The sequence below is a fragment of the Sphingopyxis indica genome, from assembly GCF_032879645.1.
Classification (GTDB): domain Bacteria; phylum Pseudomonadota; class Alphaproteobacteria; order Sphingomonadales; family Sphingomonadaceae; genus Sphingopyxis; species Sphingopyxis indica.
The window spans coordinates 2,881,809-2,897,549 of the sequence record NZ_CP076394.1; the positions used below are offsets into that span (position 1 = coordinate 2,881,809).

10 protein-coding genes are annotated in these 15,741 nt (G+C 67.4%); 7 read left to right on the top strand and 3 right to left on the bottom strand.

The features are described from left to right. Positions 1-11: 11 nt before the first annotated feature. From kdpB to KNJ79_RS13665, 3 genes are read left to right on the top strand one after another with little or no spacing between them, the layout of a single operon-like run. A complete protein-coding gene (kdpB, locus tag KNJ79_RS13655; protein ID WP_317151482.1) occupies positions 12-2,042 on the top strand; it encodes a potassium-transporting ATPase subunit KdpB in 2,031 nt (676 codons plus the stop codon). Between the two features lie 10 nt (positions 2,043-2,052). After that, entirely contained in the window at positions 2,053-2,640 is a 588-nt protein-coding gene (gene kdpC / locus KNJ79_RS13660) for a potassium-transporting ATPase subunit KdpC (RefSeq protein WP_317151483.1), read from the top strand. 9 nt (positions 2,641-2,649) lie between these two features. Continuing rightward, positions 2,650-3,339, top strand: a complete 690-nt coding sequence (locus tag KNJ79_RS13665) for a response regulator (RefSeq protein WP_089214886.1) — start codon at positions 2,650-2,652, stop codon at positions 3,337-3,339. 28 nt (positions 3,340-3,367) lie between these two features. On the opposite strand, the gene nagA is transcribed toward KNJ79_RS13665, so the two are convergent. Genes nagA through KNJ79_RS13680 form a run of 3 tightly spaced genes read right to left on the bottom strand, consistent with a single transcriptional unit; the run spans position 3,368 to position 6,305 of the window. Continuing rightward, entirely contained in the window at positions 3,368-4,522 is a 1,155-nt protein-coding gene (gene nagA / locus KNJ79_RS13670) for an N-acetylglucosamine-6-phosphate deacetylase (protein WP_317151484.1), read from the bottom strand. After that, positions 4,522-5,568: an SIS domain-containing protein gene (locus KNJ79_RS13675; protein ID WP_317151485.1), complete on the bottom strand. Its 1,047-nt coding sequence runs from the start codon at positions 5,566-5,568 to the stop codon at positions 4,522-4,524. Before KNJ79_RS13675 ends, nagA begins: the two co-directional genes overlap by 1 nt. Beyond that, complete coding sequence (locus KNJ79_RS13680; RefSeq protein ID WP_089214889.1) at positions 5,565-6,305, bottom strand: GntR family transcriptional regulator; 741 nt, start codon at positions 6,303-6,305, stop codon at positions 5,565-5,567. The genes KNJ79_RS13675 and KNJ79_RS13680 overlap by 4 nt, the downstream gene beginning before the upstream one ends. 192 nt (positions 6,306-6,497) lie before the next feature. Between KNJ79_RS13680 and KNJ79_RS13685 the strand changes: the two genes are divergently transcribed. From KNJ79_RS13685 to nagE, 4 genes are all read left to right on the top strand, one after another. Continuing rightward, positions 6,498-9,164 carry a TonB-dependent receptor gene (locus KNJ79_RS13685; RefSeq protein WP_317151486.1) on the top strand — a complete coding sequence of 889 codons (2,667 nt, stop codon included), beginning with the start codon at positions 6,498-6,500 and terminating at the stop codon, positions 9,162-9,164. Between the two features lie 86 nt (positions 9,165-9,250). Continuing rightward, positions 9,251-11,536, top strand: coding sequence for a family 20 glycosylhydrolase (locus tag KNJ79_RS13690; protein WP_317151487.1), 2,286 nt, complete (start codon positions 9,251-9,253; stop codon positions 11,534-11,536). Then, on the top strand, positions 11,533-14,025 hold the full coding sequence (gene ptsP / locus KNJ79_RS13695) for a phosphoenolpyruvate--protein phosphotransferase (protein WP_317151488.1): 2,493 nt from the start codon (positions 11,533-11,535) through the stop codon (positions 14,023-14,025). The genes KNJ79_RS13690 and ptsP overlap by 4 nt, the downstream gene beginning before the upstream one ends. Next, positions 14,022-15,716, top strand: a complete 1,695-nt coding sequence (gene nagE, locus KNJ79_RS13700; RefSeq protein WP_317151489.1) for an N-acetylglucosamine-specific PTS transporter subunit IIBC — start codon at positions 14,022-14,024, stop codon at positions 15,714-15,716. The genes ptsP and nagE overlap by 4 nt, the downstream gene beginning before the upstream one ends. The last annotated feature ends 25 nt before the right edge of the window (positions 15,717-15,741 follow it).

Sequence of the window (15,741 nt, forward strand, 5' to 3'; positions counted from 1 at the left end):
AGCCTGATGTCATGACCGCACCAACCTCGATGTTCAGCACCGCGCTCGTCGTCCCCGCGATGCGCGACGCGGTGACCAAGCTCAAGCCGCGCGAACTGGCCCGCAATCCGGTGATGTTCGTCACCGCGAGCGTCGCCGCGCTCCTCACCCTGCTCCTCGCGCTCGGCGAGCCCGGCCTTTCGACGGGTTTCCAACTCCAGCTCGTCCTGTGGCTCTGGTTGACCGTGCTGTTCGGCACCTTTGCCGAAGCGCTGGCCGAAGGCCGCGGGCGCGCGCAGGCGGCCTCGCTGCGCGCGACCAAGGCCGAGTTACGCGCCAAACTGATGCTTGGCGTCGGCGACACCTATGAACTCGTTCCGGCGAGCCAGCTCGAAAAGGGCGAGATCGTGCTTGTCGAGACGGACGACCTGATTCCCGCCGACGGCGAGGTGATCGAGGGTGTCGCCTCGGTCAACGAAGCCGCGATCACCGGCGAAAGCGCGTCGGTGATCCGCGAGGCCGGAGGCGACCGTAGCGCGGTAACGGCGGGCACGCGCGTCATTTCGGATCGCATCAAGGTTCGCGTCACCGCCGAACCCGGCCAGGGCTTCCTCGACCGCATGATCGCGCTCGTCGAGGGCGCCGAGCGCCGCAAGACACCGAACGAGATCGCGCTGACGATCCTGCTCGTCGGGCTGACGATCATCTTCCTGATCGCGGTCGCGACGATCCCGAGCTTCGCCTCCTATGCGGGCGGCGCGATCCCCGTCGCATTGCTCGCGGCATTGCTCATCACGCTGATCCCGACCACCATCGCCGCGCTGCTCTCGGCGATCGGCATTGCGGGGATGGACCGGCTCGTGCGCTTCAACGTCCTCGCCAAGTCGGGCCGCGCGGTCGAGGCAGCGGGCGACGTCGACGTGCTGCTGCTCGACAAGACCGGCACGATCACCATCGGCGACCGCCAGGCGAGCGAGTTTCGCGCGCTGACCGGCGTGGAGGTCGACACGCTCGCCGAAGCCGCGCTGCTCGCGAGCCTCGCCGACGAAACGCCCGAAGGGCGCTCGATCGTCGCGCTCGCGCGCGAACGCTATGCGATCCGGGTCGAGGCGCTGCCCGCGGGATCGGACGTCGTCCCCTTCTCTGCGCAGACGCGCCTGTCGGGCGTCACCGTCGCGGGCGTCACGATCCACAAGGGCGCGGTCGATTCGGTGCTGAAGGCGCATCCGCAGGACGAAAGTGCGCCCGCGGTGCAGGAATTGCGCCGCATGACCGACGAAATCGGCCGCTCGGGCGGCACCCCGCTCGCGGTGATCAAGGACGGGCGGCTGCTCGGCGCGATCCACCTGAAGGATGTGGTCAAGGCGGGGGTGCGCGAACGCTTCGCCGAGCTTCGCAAAATGGGCATCCGCACGGTGATGATCACCGGCGACAATCCGCTCACGGCCGCGGCGATCGCCGCTGAAGCGGGGGTCGACGATTTCCTCGCCGAAGCGACCCCGGAAGACAAGCTCGCGCTGATCCGCCGCGAACAGGGTGAAGGCCGGCTCGTCGCGATGTGCGGCGACGGAACCAACGACGCGCCCGCACTCGCGCAGGCCGACGTCGGGGTCGCGATGAACACGGGGACGCAGGCGGCGCGCGAGGCGGGCAATATGGTCGACCTCGACAGCGATCCGACCAAGCTGATCGAGGTCGTGGGGCTCGGCAAGCAATTGCTGATGACGCGCGGCGCGCTGACCACCTTTTCGGTCGCCAACGACGTCGCCAAATATTTCGCGATCATCCCCGCCATCTTCGTCGCGCTCTATCCGGGGCTTGGGGTGCTCAATATCATGGGGCTCGCGACGCCGCAAAGCGCGATCCTGTCGGCGATCATCTTCAACGCGCTAATCATCCCGTGCCTCGTTCCGCTCGCGCTCCAGGGCGTTCGCTATCGGCCGATGCCCGCCGGGCCGCTGCTCGCGCGCAATCTGTCGATCTATGGCCTCGGCGGCCTCGTCGCACCGTTTGCCGGCATCAAGCTGATCGACCTCGCCGTCTCCACCCTTCATCTTGCCTGAGGACAAGCCGATGCTTTCCGATCTCAAAACCGCCGTCCGTCCCGCGCTCATGTTCACCCTGCTCTTCGCGACACTGCTCGGTCTCGCCTATCCGTTCGCGCTGAGCGGTGTCGGCCAGGCGCTGTTTCCCGCCCAGGCGAACGGCAGCCTGATCCGCGACGGGAGCCGCATCGTCGGCTCGGAACTGATCGGCCAGAAATTCGCGAGCGACGCCTATTTCCATGGCCGCCCCTCGGCTGCCGGCGCCGACGGCTATGACGCCGCGGCTTCGTCGGGATCGAACCTCGGCCCCGCGAGCCAAGCGCTCGCCGCCCGCGTCGCCGCCGACGTCGAGGCCCTTTCCGAAACGGCACCGGGCCGCCCTGTCCCGCCCGACCTGGTGACGACCTCCGCCTCGGGGCTCGACCCCCATATCAGCCCCGAGGCGGCCTTTTTTCAGGTCGCGCGCGTCGCAAAGGCGCGCGGCGCGCCGGAAAGCGACGTCCGCTCGCTGGTGCAGCAAGCGGTCGAGCGCCCGTTCCTCGGCTTCCTCGGCGAACCGCGCGTCAATGTGCTCGGGCTCAATCATGCGCTCGACGCGCACTACAGGGCGCAGTAGAAAGCCGCGATGCCGCAGGTTTCGAAAATCCTCATCGTCGAGGACGATGTACACATCCGGCGGCTGCTGAAGGCGACGATGCAGCGCGCCGGGCACGACGTGGTCGAGGCGGCCGACGCGCGGCAGGCACTCGCCCTGCTCGACATCGAGCATCCCGACATCGTGCTGCTCGATCTCGGCCTGCCCGATCGCGACGGGCTCGAGCTGATCGAGCCGGTGCGCCGCCGCTCGACCGCGACGCTGATCGTCGTCTCGGCGCGCGAGGACAGCGCCGAGAAGGTCGCCGCGCTCGACCTTGGCGCCGACGATTATGTCACCAAGCCGTTCGACACCGACGAGTTGCTCGCGCGGATCCGGACCGCGCTGCGCCATCAACGCGCCACGAGGGACGAAGAGACAGGCGTGGTCGACGTCGGGGCGCTGCGCATCGACCTCGATCACCGCCGGGTTTTGCGCGACGGGGAGGAGGTCCATCTGACGCCGAAGGAATATTCGGTGCTTGCCGAGCTTGCGCGCCGTCCGGACCGCGTGCTGAGCCACACGCAGCTGTTGAAATCGGTATGGGGGCCCGCACAATCCGATCGCGTCGAATATCTGCGGATCGCGATACGCGGGTTGCGCCAGAAGCTCGAAGCGGACCCGTCACGACCGAAGCTGATCGTCAACGAACTGGCCGTGGGATACCGCCTTCGAACTTGAAAGCCGCGCACCGGTGAATCAAGATCTCTCAGCGGGCGTCACCGAAGACCATCCTGCCGTCGATCCAGGTCCGCCGAACCCTGCCTTCCTCGTCAAGCGCTGCCAGATTGGCTCGAAGCCCTGGCGCGATGCTCCCCATTTCGGCCTCCAGTCCGATAAATCGCGCCGGATTTCGCGTCGCCAGGCGGATCGCATCGTCGATCGTCAGATCCAGGAGCGCGGAGGCGTTGCGGACCGCCGATGCCATCTCCAGATCGGCGCCCGCGAGCGTACCGTCGGCCCGCCGGCAAACGCCGCCGGACGCGAATATGGTTTCGCCGTTGAGTTCGAACTCCTTCCGGTCGTGCCCGACCGGCGGCATCGCGTCCGATACCAGAAGGAAGCGATCGAGGCCGCCCTTGGCCTTGATCGCCAGGCGCAGCGCGACCGGATCGACGTGAAAGCCATCGACGATGATCCCGCACCAGCATTGCGGATCGGCCAATGCCGCCCCCACCACGCCCGGCTCGCGCGGCGTGATTTGCGACATGGCATTGAACAGATGGGTCACCCCGGTAACCCCGGCAGCAAAGGCCCGCTCCATTTGGGCGAAGGTCGCGTCGGTATGGCCGGCGGAGACGACGACGCCGCATTGCCGGAGCTGGCCGATCCGCTTTTCATCGGTCACCTCGGGCGCCAATGTCACCAGCGTCCTGCCCCGGCGCAGCCCGGTGATCGCCGCAAAGCCTTCGTCGTCGAGCTTGCGGATCGCCTTGGGGTCGTGCGTCCCCTTGCGGTCCACATTCAGAAAGGGCCCCTCGATGTGGATGCCCGCAATGCCCGGGACGCCCGCCGCGATCGCGGCATCGACCGCCTGCACCGCCTCGCGAATCTTGGGGATGCTGTCGCTGATCAGCGTGGGCATCAGGGCTGTCGTTCCGAAACGGTGATGGGCGGCGGCGATCCTTCGCAATGTTTCCACCGACGGATCGTCGTTGAACAAGGCGCCGCCGCCGCCATTGACCTGCACGTCGATGAGGCCGGGCACCAGCATCGCGCCCGCCAGATCGACCGTGTCGATCGCGGCATCGAGATCGGCCACCGGGACGATGGCCTCGATCCGCCCGTCTGCAATGACGACAGCGCGCCCGTCGAGCATCCGGCCATCGGCAAGGACGGGACCGTTCGAAATGGCAAAGCGCATCAGACGGTTTCCGTCACTTTGCGCAGCAAGGGCGGGCGGTCCGGATCATGCCCCCGCGAAATCGCGAGGCTGCTGATCGCCTTGTAGAAGGACTGGATTTGCAGCATCGGTTGCAGCGCGGCCGGAGCATCGACGACGGGCAGGTTGATCGCACCCCCGCAGGGGCCGGGGCCCGCAACCAGCAGCTTCGCGCCGATGGCCAGCAACTCCTTTATCAACGCATCGACGCCCGATGCCGATTCATCGTCCTGGCGGAAAATCAGCATCGGCAACCCCGTCGCGGCAAGCGCCATCGGGCCGTGCCGGACCTCGGCGGTGCTGAACGCTTCGGCATGAATGCCGCAGGTTTCCTTGAATTTCAGCGCCGCCTCCTGCGCGATGGCGAGGCCCGGCCCGCGACCGAGCACGAACAGGCCCTGACTCTCGTTGAACGCGGCGACCATCGGCGACCAGTCGAGCCGCCAGGCGGCACGCAGCAAGCCGGGCAGAGCAGCGAGATCGGGCGCAATCCCGCCGTCGTTTCGCTCGAGCGAGCCGACGATACGGGCGATCGCGGCGAGCGAGGCAATATAACTCTTCGTCGCCGCGACGCTGTTCTCCGGTCCTGCGCAGAGCGGCAACGTCCAGTCGGCGATTTTCGACAGCGGCGTATCGGGTGCATTGACCAGCGCCAACGTTCGCGCGCCCTGACGCGACGCGCGCTCGACGGCTTCGAGCAGGTCAGGGCTCTTGCCCGACTGCGAGATTGCGAGGAACAGGCTGCCGCCGAGCTTCAACGGTGCTTGATAGATTGAACTGATCGACGGGGCTGCGGACGCCGTGACCCATCCCAGCTGTCGCTCGAAGGCATATTTGGCGAAGGTCGCGGCATGATCCGAACTACCGCGGGCGCAGGTGACGACCATCGACGGCGGATCGGCGGCGAGCGACCGCAAAATGTCGATGATGACGCCTTGCGCGCAGCCAAATTGCCGCTCGACGGCGTCGCCCGCGCTGGCGGCTTCCTGAAACATCAATGTGCGCTCGGCGGATGTCGCCACGTTCATCCCTCCACCAGCTCGGCGATGAAATCATAGGCGTCGCCGCGATAGAGGCTCTCGGTCATCTCGACGATCCGGCCGTCGGCAAGGAAGCCGCGGCGTTCGATCAGCAAGCCCGGCGCCCCCGGCTCGATATCCATGATCGCCGCCGATTCGGCGTCGACCAGAATCGCGCGCAGCTTTTGCAGCGCGCGCACCGGCCGATGCCCCGTCTTGTCGAGCGCCGCATAAAGCGAATCGACGACCGCATCGGGGTCGGTGAGCGCATAGCTTGCAATCGTCGATCGCTCGATTGCCATCGCGATACCGTCGGCACAGCGCAGGCGCGCGAAGCGATAGATACGCGACCCGGGGCTGAGCCCGAGGGACAGCGATTCGTCGGGGGTGACGAAACTTTCGATCCTGTCGAGCCAGCGGCTCGACGGCACGCGGCCGCGCGAAATCATGTCTTCGGAAAAGGAGCTGAGCTTCGCGAACTGCTTTTCGACGCGGTCGACCACGAAGGTTCCGGCCCCGTGCCGCCGCACGAGCAGGCCTTCGCTCACCAGTTCGTCGACCGCGCGGCGCACCGTGACGCGCGACACACCATAGCGCTCGGCGAGCATACGCTCGGGCGGAATCGCGCCGCCGGGCGCGAATTCATGGTTCGCGATACTCGCGCGCAGCATGTTGCCGAGTTGCTGATAGCGCAGCCCGGCCGGCTCGGTGTCGGCCGGTTTGGATTCGTCGCCTGCGATGACCATGGAACGCGTGCCCTCACTCCGATTTGATAGACCAATTCAACACCAATTTTCGACGCAACGCAAGAAAAATTCACAAAATGTCCTATAAATCTTGGAAAATCTCGCTAATTGGCGACGGATACGATTTTTTGGTTGATATTGGTATTTTCTCTATGTTACCAAATTAGGACCATTACATAGAGGGGGACTCGCATGTCTGGATCGAAGCCGCTTTTGGCCACCGCAAGCGCCATCGCCTATATCGCCTGCATCTCGCCCGCTGCCGCACAGGACAGCGCCCCGACCGGAGACGGCCAGGAAATCGTCGTCACCGGCTATCGCGCCTCGATCGCGCAGTCGATCGACGCCAAGCGCGACCTGTCGGTGATTGCCGACGTGATCACCGCCGAGGACATCGGCAAATTCCCCGACCGCAACGTCGCCGAAGCGCTGCAGCGCGTCCCCGGCATCGTGATCAACCGCGAATATGGCGAAGGCGAGCGCGTCTCGCTGCGCGGCACGGCGCCGAACCTCACGCGCACCACCGTCAACGGCCATGCGATCGCGACCGCCGACTGGTTCATCCTCGACCAGCTCGCTTCGACGCGCAGCTTCAACTATCTGACGCTGCCGTCGGAGATCGTCGGCAAGATCGAAGTATACAAGAGCCCACAGGCCGATATCGAGGAGGGCGGCGTCGGCGGCACGATCAACGTCAACACGCGCAACCCGCTCGACCTGCCGAGCTTCACGGTCAGCGGATCGGCGCAGCTCGTCTATTCGGACCGGTCGGACAAGACCAATCCGCAGTTTTCGGGCCTCGTCAGCTGGAAGAACGACGCCGAGACCTTCGGCATCCTGATCGGCGGCGTCTATCAACGCCGCGAGATCCGCCGCGACGGCGTCGAAGTGCTCGGGTATCAGACCGTTCCGGGCGCCGCGGCCGATTCGCCGCTGGCGCCGTCGCTGATCGGATCGGCGCTGTTTCAGCAGGACCGCGAGCGCTATGGCGGCAATATCGGCATCCAGGTCAATCCGTCGGATGCGGTCGAGATCAACGTCACCGGCCTCTATGCGGTGTTCAATGCCGACAATTTCAACCAGAACTACCTCGCCTGGACCGCGAACGCGCTCGGCGGCGGCGGGACGCTGACCGACACGACCGTCGAGGACAACACCTATGTGAAGGGGACGGTCACCTCGACCCCGGGCGGGCGCGCGGTCGTCTATGACGCGATCGACCGTTTCGCCAAGGCGAAGACCGCCTCGGCGGACTTTGACCTCAACTGGCATCCCACCGACGGATCGACGCTCCACTTCAAGGCGGGCTGGACCAAGGCGAGCGGCGACACGACCTCGCAACCTTTTTACGAGGGCGGCGCGCCGGGCGGCTTCACCTATGACCTCACCGGCCGCGCGCCGCAGGTCAGCTTCACCGGCATCGACCCCGACAATCCCGACGACCTCATCTTCGACTTCGCCTCGCTGCACCAGATCACGAACGACGACGAAGAAAAATATGTCTATCTCGATTACGAACATGCGCTCGACCTCGGCCCGCTCCAGGCGATCAAGGTCGGGGTGAAATATACCGACCACGACCGCGAAACGGGCTTCCTCGCAACGACCTATGGCGGCTTTTTCCTGCCGCTCGCTGCCGAAGGCTGCGGCGGCCCCTGCCTGTCGTCGGACTTTGCGGGCGGGTCGCTGCCCTCCGACTTCCTCAAGAACATCGCTTCTCCGGGAACGCTCACGAGCTATTTCAACATCGACCGCAAAAAGCTCGAACAGATCTTCTTCAGCCAGCCCGAATCGGTGCGCGCGCGAATCCTGAACCCGCCCGAAAATTTCACGATCAACGAAAAAACCTATGGCGGCTACGTCATGGCCAAGCTCGGCGGCGACCGCTGGAGCGGCAATTTCGGCCTCCGCATCGTGCGCACCGACCAGCGTTCGTCGGGCAATATCCTCGGCGTGCCGCCCGGACCGGGCACGGTCGACGACAATGCGTTCGGCGTCTATCTGCCGGTCACGATCGACCGGTCGTACACTGATTTCCTGCCCAGCGTGAACCTCAGTTACGACCTCACCGACGCGGTGAAGCTGCGTTTCGCCGCGGGCCGCGTGGTCGCGCGTCCGGACTATACCGACATCGTGCCGCGGGTCAGCCTGAACCCCGGGGCGCTGACCGCGAGCGGCGGCGACCCCTTCGTGAATCCCTTCCGCGCCAATCAATATGACCTGTCGCTCGAATGGTATCCCGAACGCGATACGATCGTCGCGGCGGCGCTCTATTACAAGGATATCCAGTCCTATATCGTCAACCGGACGATCCAGGAGACCTTCCCGGTCGAAACCGCGACGCCCAATCTGTCGCGCTGCACGCCGTCGGGCGGGAGCAATCCCAATCTGTACGACTGCGTCTTCGACGTGAACCGGCGCTCGAACGGCAGCGGCGGCACCAACAAGGGCATCGAGTTGCAGGTGTCGCGGCCGCTGTGGGGCGGCTTCGGGGCGCTCGTCAACTACACCTATTCGGACGCCAAGTCGGAAGATGGCGACCCGATCCCGGGCAATTCGAAACATGCGCTGAACCTGACGGGCTATTATGAAAGCGACCTTTTCTCGGCCCGCCTGTCGTATAATTACCGGTCGAAATTCTTCATAGACATCGACCGCGCCTCGCCGCTCAACCAAAAGGCGACCTCGTCGCTCGACGCCTCGCTCAGTGTCCATATCACCGAAAATGTATCGCTCTTCGCCGATGCGGTGAACCTGACCAACGAGAAGATCGAGCAATATTCGGGAACGACGGCGCGGCCGCGGGCCATTTACGACAACGGCCGCCAGTTCTACTTCGGGGTGCGGGGCAAGTTCTGACCGCCCGGCCCCGGACGGCCCGTCCGGGGCTCGTCCGTCCGAACGGCGGGCGAGCCCCGAGGGGCGCCCGGCTATTGGGGAGATATATGGCACTCGGGCGATCTCTATCCTGTGCGCTGGCCTGTCTGATCGCCTTGCCCGGCGCGGGCGAGGCGCAGCCCGCGGGCACACCGCCGGCCGCCGCCACCGTGTCTGCGACCGGCCAAAGCCAGGCGATCTTTCCGACCCCCCGCCATGTCGAAGCCGCCAAAGGGCACCTCGACCTGACCGCGGGCATCCGGATCGTCGCGCAGCCCGGCGACGCGGCGGCAGGCAGGATCGCGGGCATATTCGGCCAATGGACCGCCGGCCGCTTCCAACCCGCCGGCGGCGCGGGAGCGGCTCTGCACCTTCAACGCGCCAAAGGCATGGCGCCCGAAACCTATCAGCTCGACATCGGCCCCGCGGGCGCGCGGGTGACCGCGAGCGACGACCGCGGGCTATTCTATGGGCTCGTCAGCTTCTGGCAGCTGGCGACCGCGTCCGACGGCCGCTCGATCGCCGCGCAGCGCATCGACGACGGCCCCGCGCTCGGATGGCGCGGCGCGATGCTCGACAGCGCGCGCCATTTTCAATCGCCGCGCTATGTCCGGTCATTCATCGACTGGATGGCCGCACACAAGCTCAATCGCCTGCATTGGCATCTGGTCGACGATCAGGGCTGGCGCATCGAGATCAAGGCGTTCCCGAAGCTGACCGGCATCGGCGCGGCGCGCCGCCCCGCGAGGGCGCCGGGCGCGCCGCCCCTCCCCGACTATCGCGGCTTTTATACCCAGGCCGAACTCCGCGACATCGTCGCCTATGCCGCCGACCGCGGTATCGAGATCGTGCCCGAAATCGACGTGCCCGGCCACGCATTGAGCGCGATCCGCGCCTACCCCGAATGGGGCATGGGCGTGCCGGTTCCGCCGGGCACCGAGGCCGATTGGGGCGTCTTCCCGTGGCTCTACAACAGCGACGCGGCGACGCTCGCGGCGCTCGAGACGATCCTCGCCGAAGTCATCGACATCTTTCCCGGCCGCACCATCCACATCGGCGGCGACGAGGCGGTGAAGAACCAGTGGCGCGCGTCGGCGGCGACGCAGGCGCGCATCGCCGCGCTCGGGCTGAAGGACGAAAATGCGCTGCAGGGCTGGATGATGAGCCGGCTCGCGCGCTTCCTCGAAGCGCATGGCCGCACCGCGATCGGCTGGGACGAAATATTGGAGGGCGACGTCCCGCAATCGGTGGCGGTCATGTCGTGGCGCGGCATCGACGGCGCGATCGAGGCCGCGCGAAAGGGGCATGATGCCGTGCTCAGCCCGTCGCCCGACCTCTATCTCGACCATATTCAGGCACAGCACCCCGGCGATCCGCCGGGGCGCGGCGGCATCATCTCGCTGGCGTCGGTGCTCGCCTTCGAGCCCCGGCCCGCCGAACTGTCACCCGCCGAGCGCACGCATATATTGGGCGTGCAGGCGAATATCTGGACCGAGCATATCCGGACCGAGGAGCGCACCTCCTTCATGGCCTTCCCGCGCCTGTCGGCACTCGCCGAAGTCGCGTGGACGGGACATGGCAGCAAGGATTATCCGGCGTTCCTGCGCCGGCTGATGCCACAGCTCGATCGTTTGCGCCCCTTGGGGTTGGAGCCCTCGTCCAGCGCATGGACACCCGCCATCGCCATCGAGCCTGCCGGTGCGCGCGCGCGCGTCGCGCTGTCGGTGCAGGGCGGCCTGCCCGTGCAATATTCGGTCGATGGCGGCCCTCCCCTCCCCTACAATGCTCCCTTCACGGTCGATGTGCCGGCCGAGGTCGCGGCATGGGCACTGCTCGACGGCCGCAAGCTCGGCGTCGGCACGACGCGCCGCCTGACTGCCGACGGGTTGCAACGGCGCGACAGCCGCGAGCTCGAAACCTGTCAGCGCAAGGTCGATCTGGTGCTCGAGGATGATTTTCCCGCAACCGGTCGACGCGCGGCCTTCCTGATCGACATCCTCGAACCATGCTGGATCTATCGCGGGGCAACGTTCGACAGGGTGACGGACATCGAACTCGGAGTCGGACAGCTCCCCTTCAACTTTCAGGTCGGCAAGGACCGCGATGCGATCCACTTTCGCACGCCGAAAACCCCCGCGGGCGAGTTCGAAGTGCGGTTGGACGACTGCGACGGCCCGGTGATCGCGACCTTGCCGCTCGCCCCGGCCGTGAGCAATCCGGGGGTGACGAGGCTGACCGCGCCGGTCGCGCCGACGACGGGGCGCCACGACCTTTGCCTGACCTATACGGCGACCGGGCCCGACCCGCTGTGGGCGATCGAGACGGTCGACTTGCTGCAACGGGAGCCGAGGTGACGACCCGAATTCATGCGCCGATCGCCGGAATCGTCTGTGCGCTCGAACAGGTCCCCGACCCCGTATTCGCGCAGAAGATCGTCGGCGATGGCCTCGCAATCGAGCCCTTGGCAGACCGTTTGCTCGCCCCTTTCGACGGCGAGATCGTCGCGGTGGCGCCGACCGGCCACTCGGTCACGCTGCGGTCGGACGGCGGCATCGAACTGCTGATCCACATCGGGATCGACACAGTGGCACTGGGCGGCAAGGGCTTCGTGCCGGTGGTTGCGGCGGGCGACCGGGTTGCGGCGGGCGACGCGCTGATCGGCCTCGATCTCGACCATATCGCGCTGGCCGCACCCAGCCTCGCCACCCCGATCGTCGTCACCACCGCCGGCGCCGCGATAGAGTTCAGGGCCGGGCCCGGGCCGATCGCCGCGGGCGAATTGCTGCTCGAAATAGAAGCTCCCGCGGCCGCCGATGCCGCGGCGCCGCGGGGCGTGCAGGCGACCGCGCATGTGCGCGCGATCCTACCGGGCGGCCACGGTATCCATGCGCGGCCCGCGGCGCGGATTTCGGCGCTCGCGCGCGCATTCGGCGGCGAGGTCCGGGTCGCCTGCCGCGATCGCAGCGCCGACGCCAAAAGCGTCACCTCGCTGCTGGCGCTCGGCGCAATCGCGGGCGACGAACTCGATATTCGCGTCGTCGGCCCCGAGCCGCGCGCTTTTGCCGTGCAGCTCGCCGAGATCATCGCGCATAGCGGTGCCGACGACGGCGATGCCGTCACCCCTGCCCGTCCCGACGAGGACGCGGCCGACACGCCGCTCCGGCCCGGCGAATTTCGCGCCGTGCGCGCGTCGCCCGGCCTCGCCGTGGGACCAGTCTTTCGTATCGAGGGCGCCGATGCGCCGATTGCGGTCGAAACCGGTGAACCGCGCGAAGAGCTGGCGCGCCTGACGGCCGCGAGGGAACGGTTGGTGCAGCGGCTCGCCGCGCGCGCGTCCGATCCGGATGCCGGACCCGCCGCTGCCATTGCACAGGCACATATTGCGCTGGTCGAGGATGTCGCGCTGGGTGAGCGCGCCGCCGCGCTGATTGCGGGCGGCGCCTCGGCGGCCTTCGCCTGGCGGCAGGCGTCGCGGCAAGAAGAGGAGGCCTTGTGCAGCACCGGGGTCGCGCGCCTCGCCGAACGCGCGATCGACCTGCGCGATATCGAGCGGCAGTTGCTCGCCGAACTCGCGGGGACCGTCCCCGATGCCGTCGAGGTGCCCGCGGGCGCGATCATCGTCGCAGCGGACCTCGCTCCGTCTTTCCTGCTCGAGCCCGCGCGTGCAAACATCGGCGGAATCCTGCTCGGCGCGGGCGGCGCGACCTCGCATCTCGCCATTCTGGCGGCGGCAAGGGGCGTGCCGATGCTCGTCGCGGCGGGGGCCGGCGCTGCGGCGCTGGCACAAGGCGCGACCATCGTCCTCGACGCCGACCGCGCGCGGGTCGAGACCGCGCCCGATGCCGCGCGGATCGCCGGCGTTCGCACCGATCTCGCCGCGCGCCGTGCGCGGGCCGCCGATGCGCTCGCCGCGGCCGCGCAGGATTGCGTGATGGCCGATGGACGGCGGATCGAGATCTTCGCCAACCTCGCTTCGGCCGACGATGCCCGCCACGCCGTCGCGATGGGCGCCGAGGGATGCGGGCTGCTGCGCACCGAGTTTCTCTTCGCCGAATGCGACACGCCGCCCGGCGAGGATTGGCAGGCCGGCGTCTATGCCGACATCGCCACGGCGCTGGGCGGCAGGCCGCTGATCGTCCGCACGCTCGACGCGGGCGCCGACAAGCCGCTGCGTTGCCTGCCCTTTGCGCCCGAAGAGAATCCCGCGCTGGGGATGCGCGGCATCCGGTTCTCGATGCAGCGGCCGGACGTCCTCGCAACGCAATTGCGCGCAATTTTGCGCGGCGTTCCGGCGACGCAACTGCGGATCATGCTGCCAATGGTCGTCGAGCCCGGCGAGCTTCGCGCCGCCCGCGCGCTGCTCGACGACGCCCGCCGCGACCTCGGCATCGCGGCGCCGGTCGAGCTCGGCGCGATGATCGAAACCCCCGCCGCGGCGATATTGGCCGACGCGATCGCCGTCGAGGCCGACTTCCTGTCGATCGGCAGCAACGACCTTGCGCAATATGCGCTCGCGATGGACCGCGGCAACGCAGGGCTGGCCGCGCGCATCGACGCGCTTCACCCCGCGGTGCTGCGCCTGATCGCCGCCGCAGCGGAGGGCGCACGCAAGCACGGCCGCTGGTTCGGCATCTGCGGCGGGATCGCGTCGGACCCCGACGCCGCGCCGCTGCTGATCGGGCTCGGCTGCCGCGAGTTGTCGAGCGTCGCGAACCCGATCCCTGCGATCAAGGCGCGCGTCCGCACGCTCGATCTCGTGGCGTGCGAGCATCTCGCGCGCCGCGCCTGCGCGCTGGACAGCGCCGAAGCGGTGCGGGCGCTGCTCGAGGAGGAAAAGCCATGAGCGTCAGAACCGTCGTCCAGAACCGCCTGCAACCCATCGGCCGCGCGCTGATGCTGCCGATCGCGGTCCTGCCCGTGGCGGCGCTGCTGCTTCGCTTCGGGCAGCCCGACCTGCTCGGCCTTGCCTTCGTCGCCAGCGCGGGGTCGGCGATCTTCGCCAATCTCGGCCTGCTCTTCGCGATCGGGGTCGGGGTCGGGCTGTCGAAGGAAAATCACGGATCGGCAGGGCTCGCCGGCGCGGTCGCCTATCTCGTACTGACCGAAGGCGCGCGCGCGTTGATGGCGGTGCCGCCCGGCGCGGTGCCGGCGGCGATCGCCGACCCCGCGATCCGCGATACGCTGACCGCGGCGTGGAAGAGCAAGGAACTCGCCAAGCTCAGCGTCCCGGCGGGGATTATCGCGGGCCTCGGCGCGGGTTATCTCTATAATCGTTTTCACGCGATCCGCCTGCCCGAATATCTCGCCTTTTTCGGCGGCCGGCGCTTCGTGCCGATCGCCGCGGGCCTGTTCGGCCTGCTCGCGGCGCCGTTCTTCGGGCTCGGCTTTCCCCTGATGGAAAGCGCGATCGACCATCTCAGCCAGTGGGTGATCGGCGCCGGTTCGGTCGGCCTGTTCCTCTATGGCGTGCTCAACCGGCTGTTGATCGTCACCGGGCTGCACCACATCCTCAACAATCTCGCCTGGTTCGTGCTCGGCGATTTTCACGGCGCATCGGGCGACCTCAATCGCTTCTTCGCCGGCGACCCGGCCGCGGGCGCGTTCATGAGCGGCTTTTTCCCGGTGATGATGTTCGGCCTGCCCGCCGCCTGCCTCGCCATGTATCGCGCCGCGCCGCGCGAACGGCGTCCGGCGGTGCTCGGCATGATGTCGTCGATGGCGCTCACCAGCTTCCTCACCGGCGTCACGGAACCGATCGAGTTCAGCTTCATGTTCGTCGCCCCGCTCCTCTATGCGCTGCACGCCGTGCTGACGGGGGTGTCGATGGTGGTGATGGACCTCATCGGCGCGAAGCTCGGCTTTGGTTTCTCGGCGGGGCTGTTCGACTATCTGCTGAACTTCCGCCTCTCCACACGGCCGCTGCTGCTGCTGCCCGTCGGGGCGGTCTATTTCGGCATTTATTATGCGAGCTTCAGCTTCGCCATCCGCCGCTTCGGCATCATGACCCCCGGCCGCGATCCGGCGGAAGTTGCGGCAACGGGTGCAGGCAACGAAGGGCCGCCGGCCGACCGCGCCGGAGCCTTTGTCGCTGCGCTCGGCGGCCGCACGAACCTGCTCGGCATCGAGGCATGCACCACGCGCCTGCGCCTGACCCTGGCCGACCGCGCGCTCGCCGATCCGCACCGGCTGACGGCCTTGGGGTCAAAGGGCATGATCGCGGTCGGCGACCAGGGCGTGCAGGTCGTGGTGGGACCGGAGGCCGACCTGATCGCGAGCCAGATGCGCGCCCATTGCGACGGAGCTTCGCGCGCCGTCGCACAGCCACCGAAGATGGCGCCGTCCGAAACGCTGCCTTCGGATATCGCGGCGATATTGGGCGGAATGGCCAATATCGCCTCGGCGCGGCGCATGGATCGACGCTGGGTCGTCACCCTTCGCGATTGGCAGGATCGGTATGCGGCGCCCCTGAACGCCAACTGGTCGAACCGCTGGACTCGAACTGCCGCCGGAGCCGTTCACCTGATCCTGGACTGATCAACCTGGCGCAGCTTTCGATCAT

What these genes read in the sequence shown, in the direction of transcription:
- kdpB (WP_317151482.1), top strand. Translation starts at nt 12, where the DNA reads ATGACCGCACCAACCTCGATGTTCAGCACCGCGCTCGTCGTCCCCGCG.
- kdpC (WP_317151483.1), top strand. Translation starts at nt 2,053, where the DNA reads ATGCTTTCCGATCTCAAAACCGCCGTCCGTCCCGCGCTCATGTTCACC.
- KNJ79_RS13665 (WP_089214886.1), top strand. Translation starts at nt 2,650, where the DNA reads ATGCCGCAGGTTTCGAAAATCCTCATCGTCGAGGACGATGTACACATC.
- nagA (WP_317151484.1), bottom strand. Translation starts at nt 4,522, where the DNA reads ATGCGCTTTGCCATTTCGAACGGTCCCGTCCTTGCCGATGGCCGGATG.
- KNJ79_RS13675 (WP_317151485.1), bottom strand. Translation starts at nt 5,568, where the DNA reads ATGAACGTGGCGACATCCGCCGAGCGCACATTGATGTTTCAGGAAGCC.
- KNJ79_RS13680 (WP_089214889.1), bottom strand. Translation starts at nt 6,305, where the DNA reads ATGGTCATCGCAGGCGACGAATCCAAACCGGCCGACACCGAGCCGGCC.
- KNJ79_RS13685 (WP_317151486.1), top strand. Translation starts at nt 6,498, where the DNA reads ATGTCTGGATCGAAGCCGCTTTTGGCCACCGCAAGCGCCATCGCCTAT.
- KNJ79_RS13690 (WP_317151487.1), top strand. Translation starts at nt 9,251, where the DNA reads ATGGCACTCGGGCGATCTCTATCCTGTGCGCTGGCCTGTCTGATCGCC.
- nagE (WP_317151489.1), top strand. Translation starts at nt 14,022, where the DNA reads ATGAGCGTCAGAACCGTCGTCCAGAACCGCCTGCAACCCATCGGCCGC.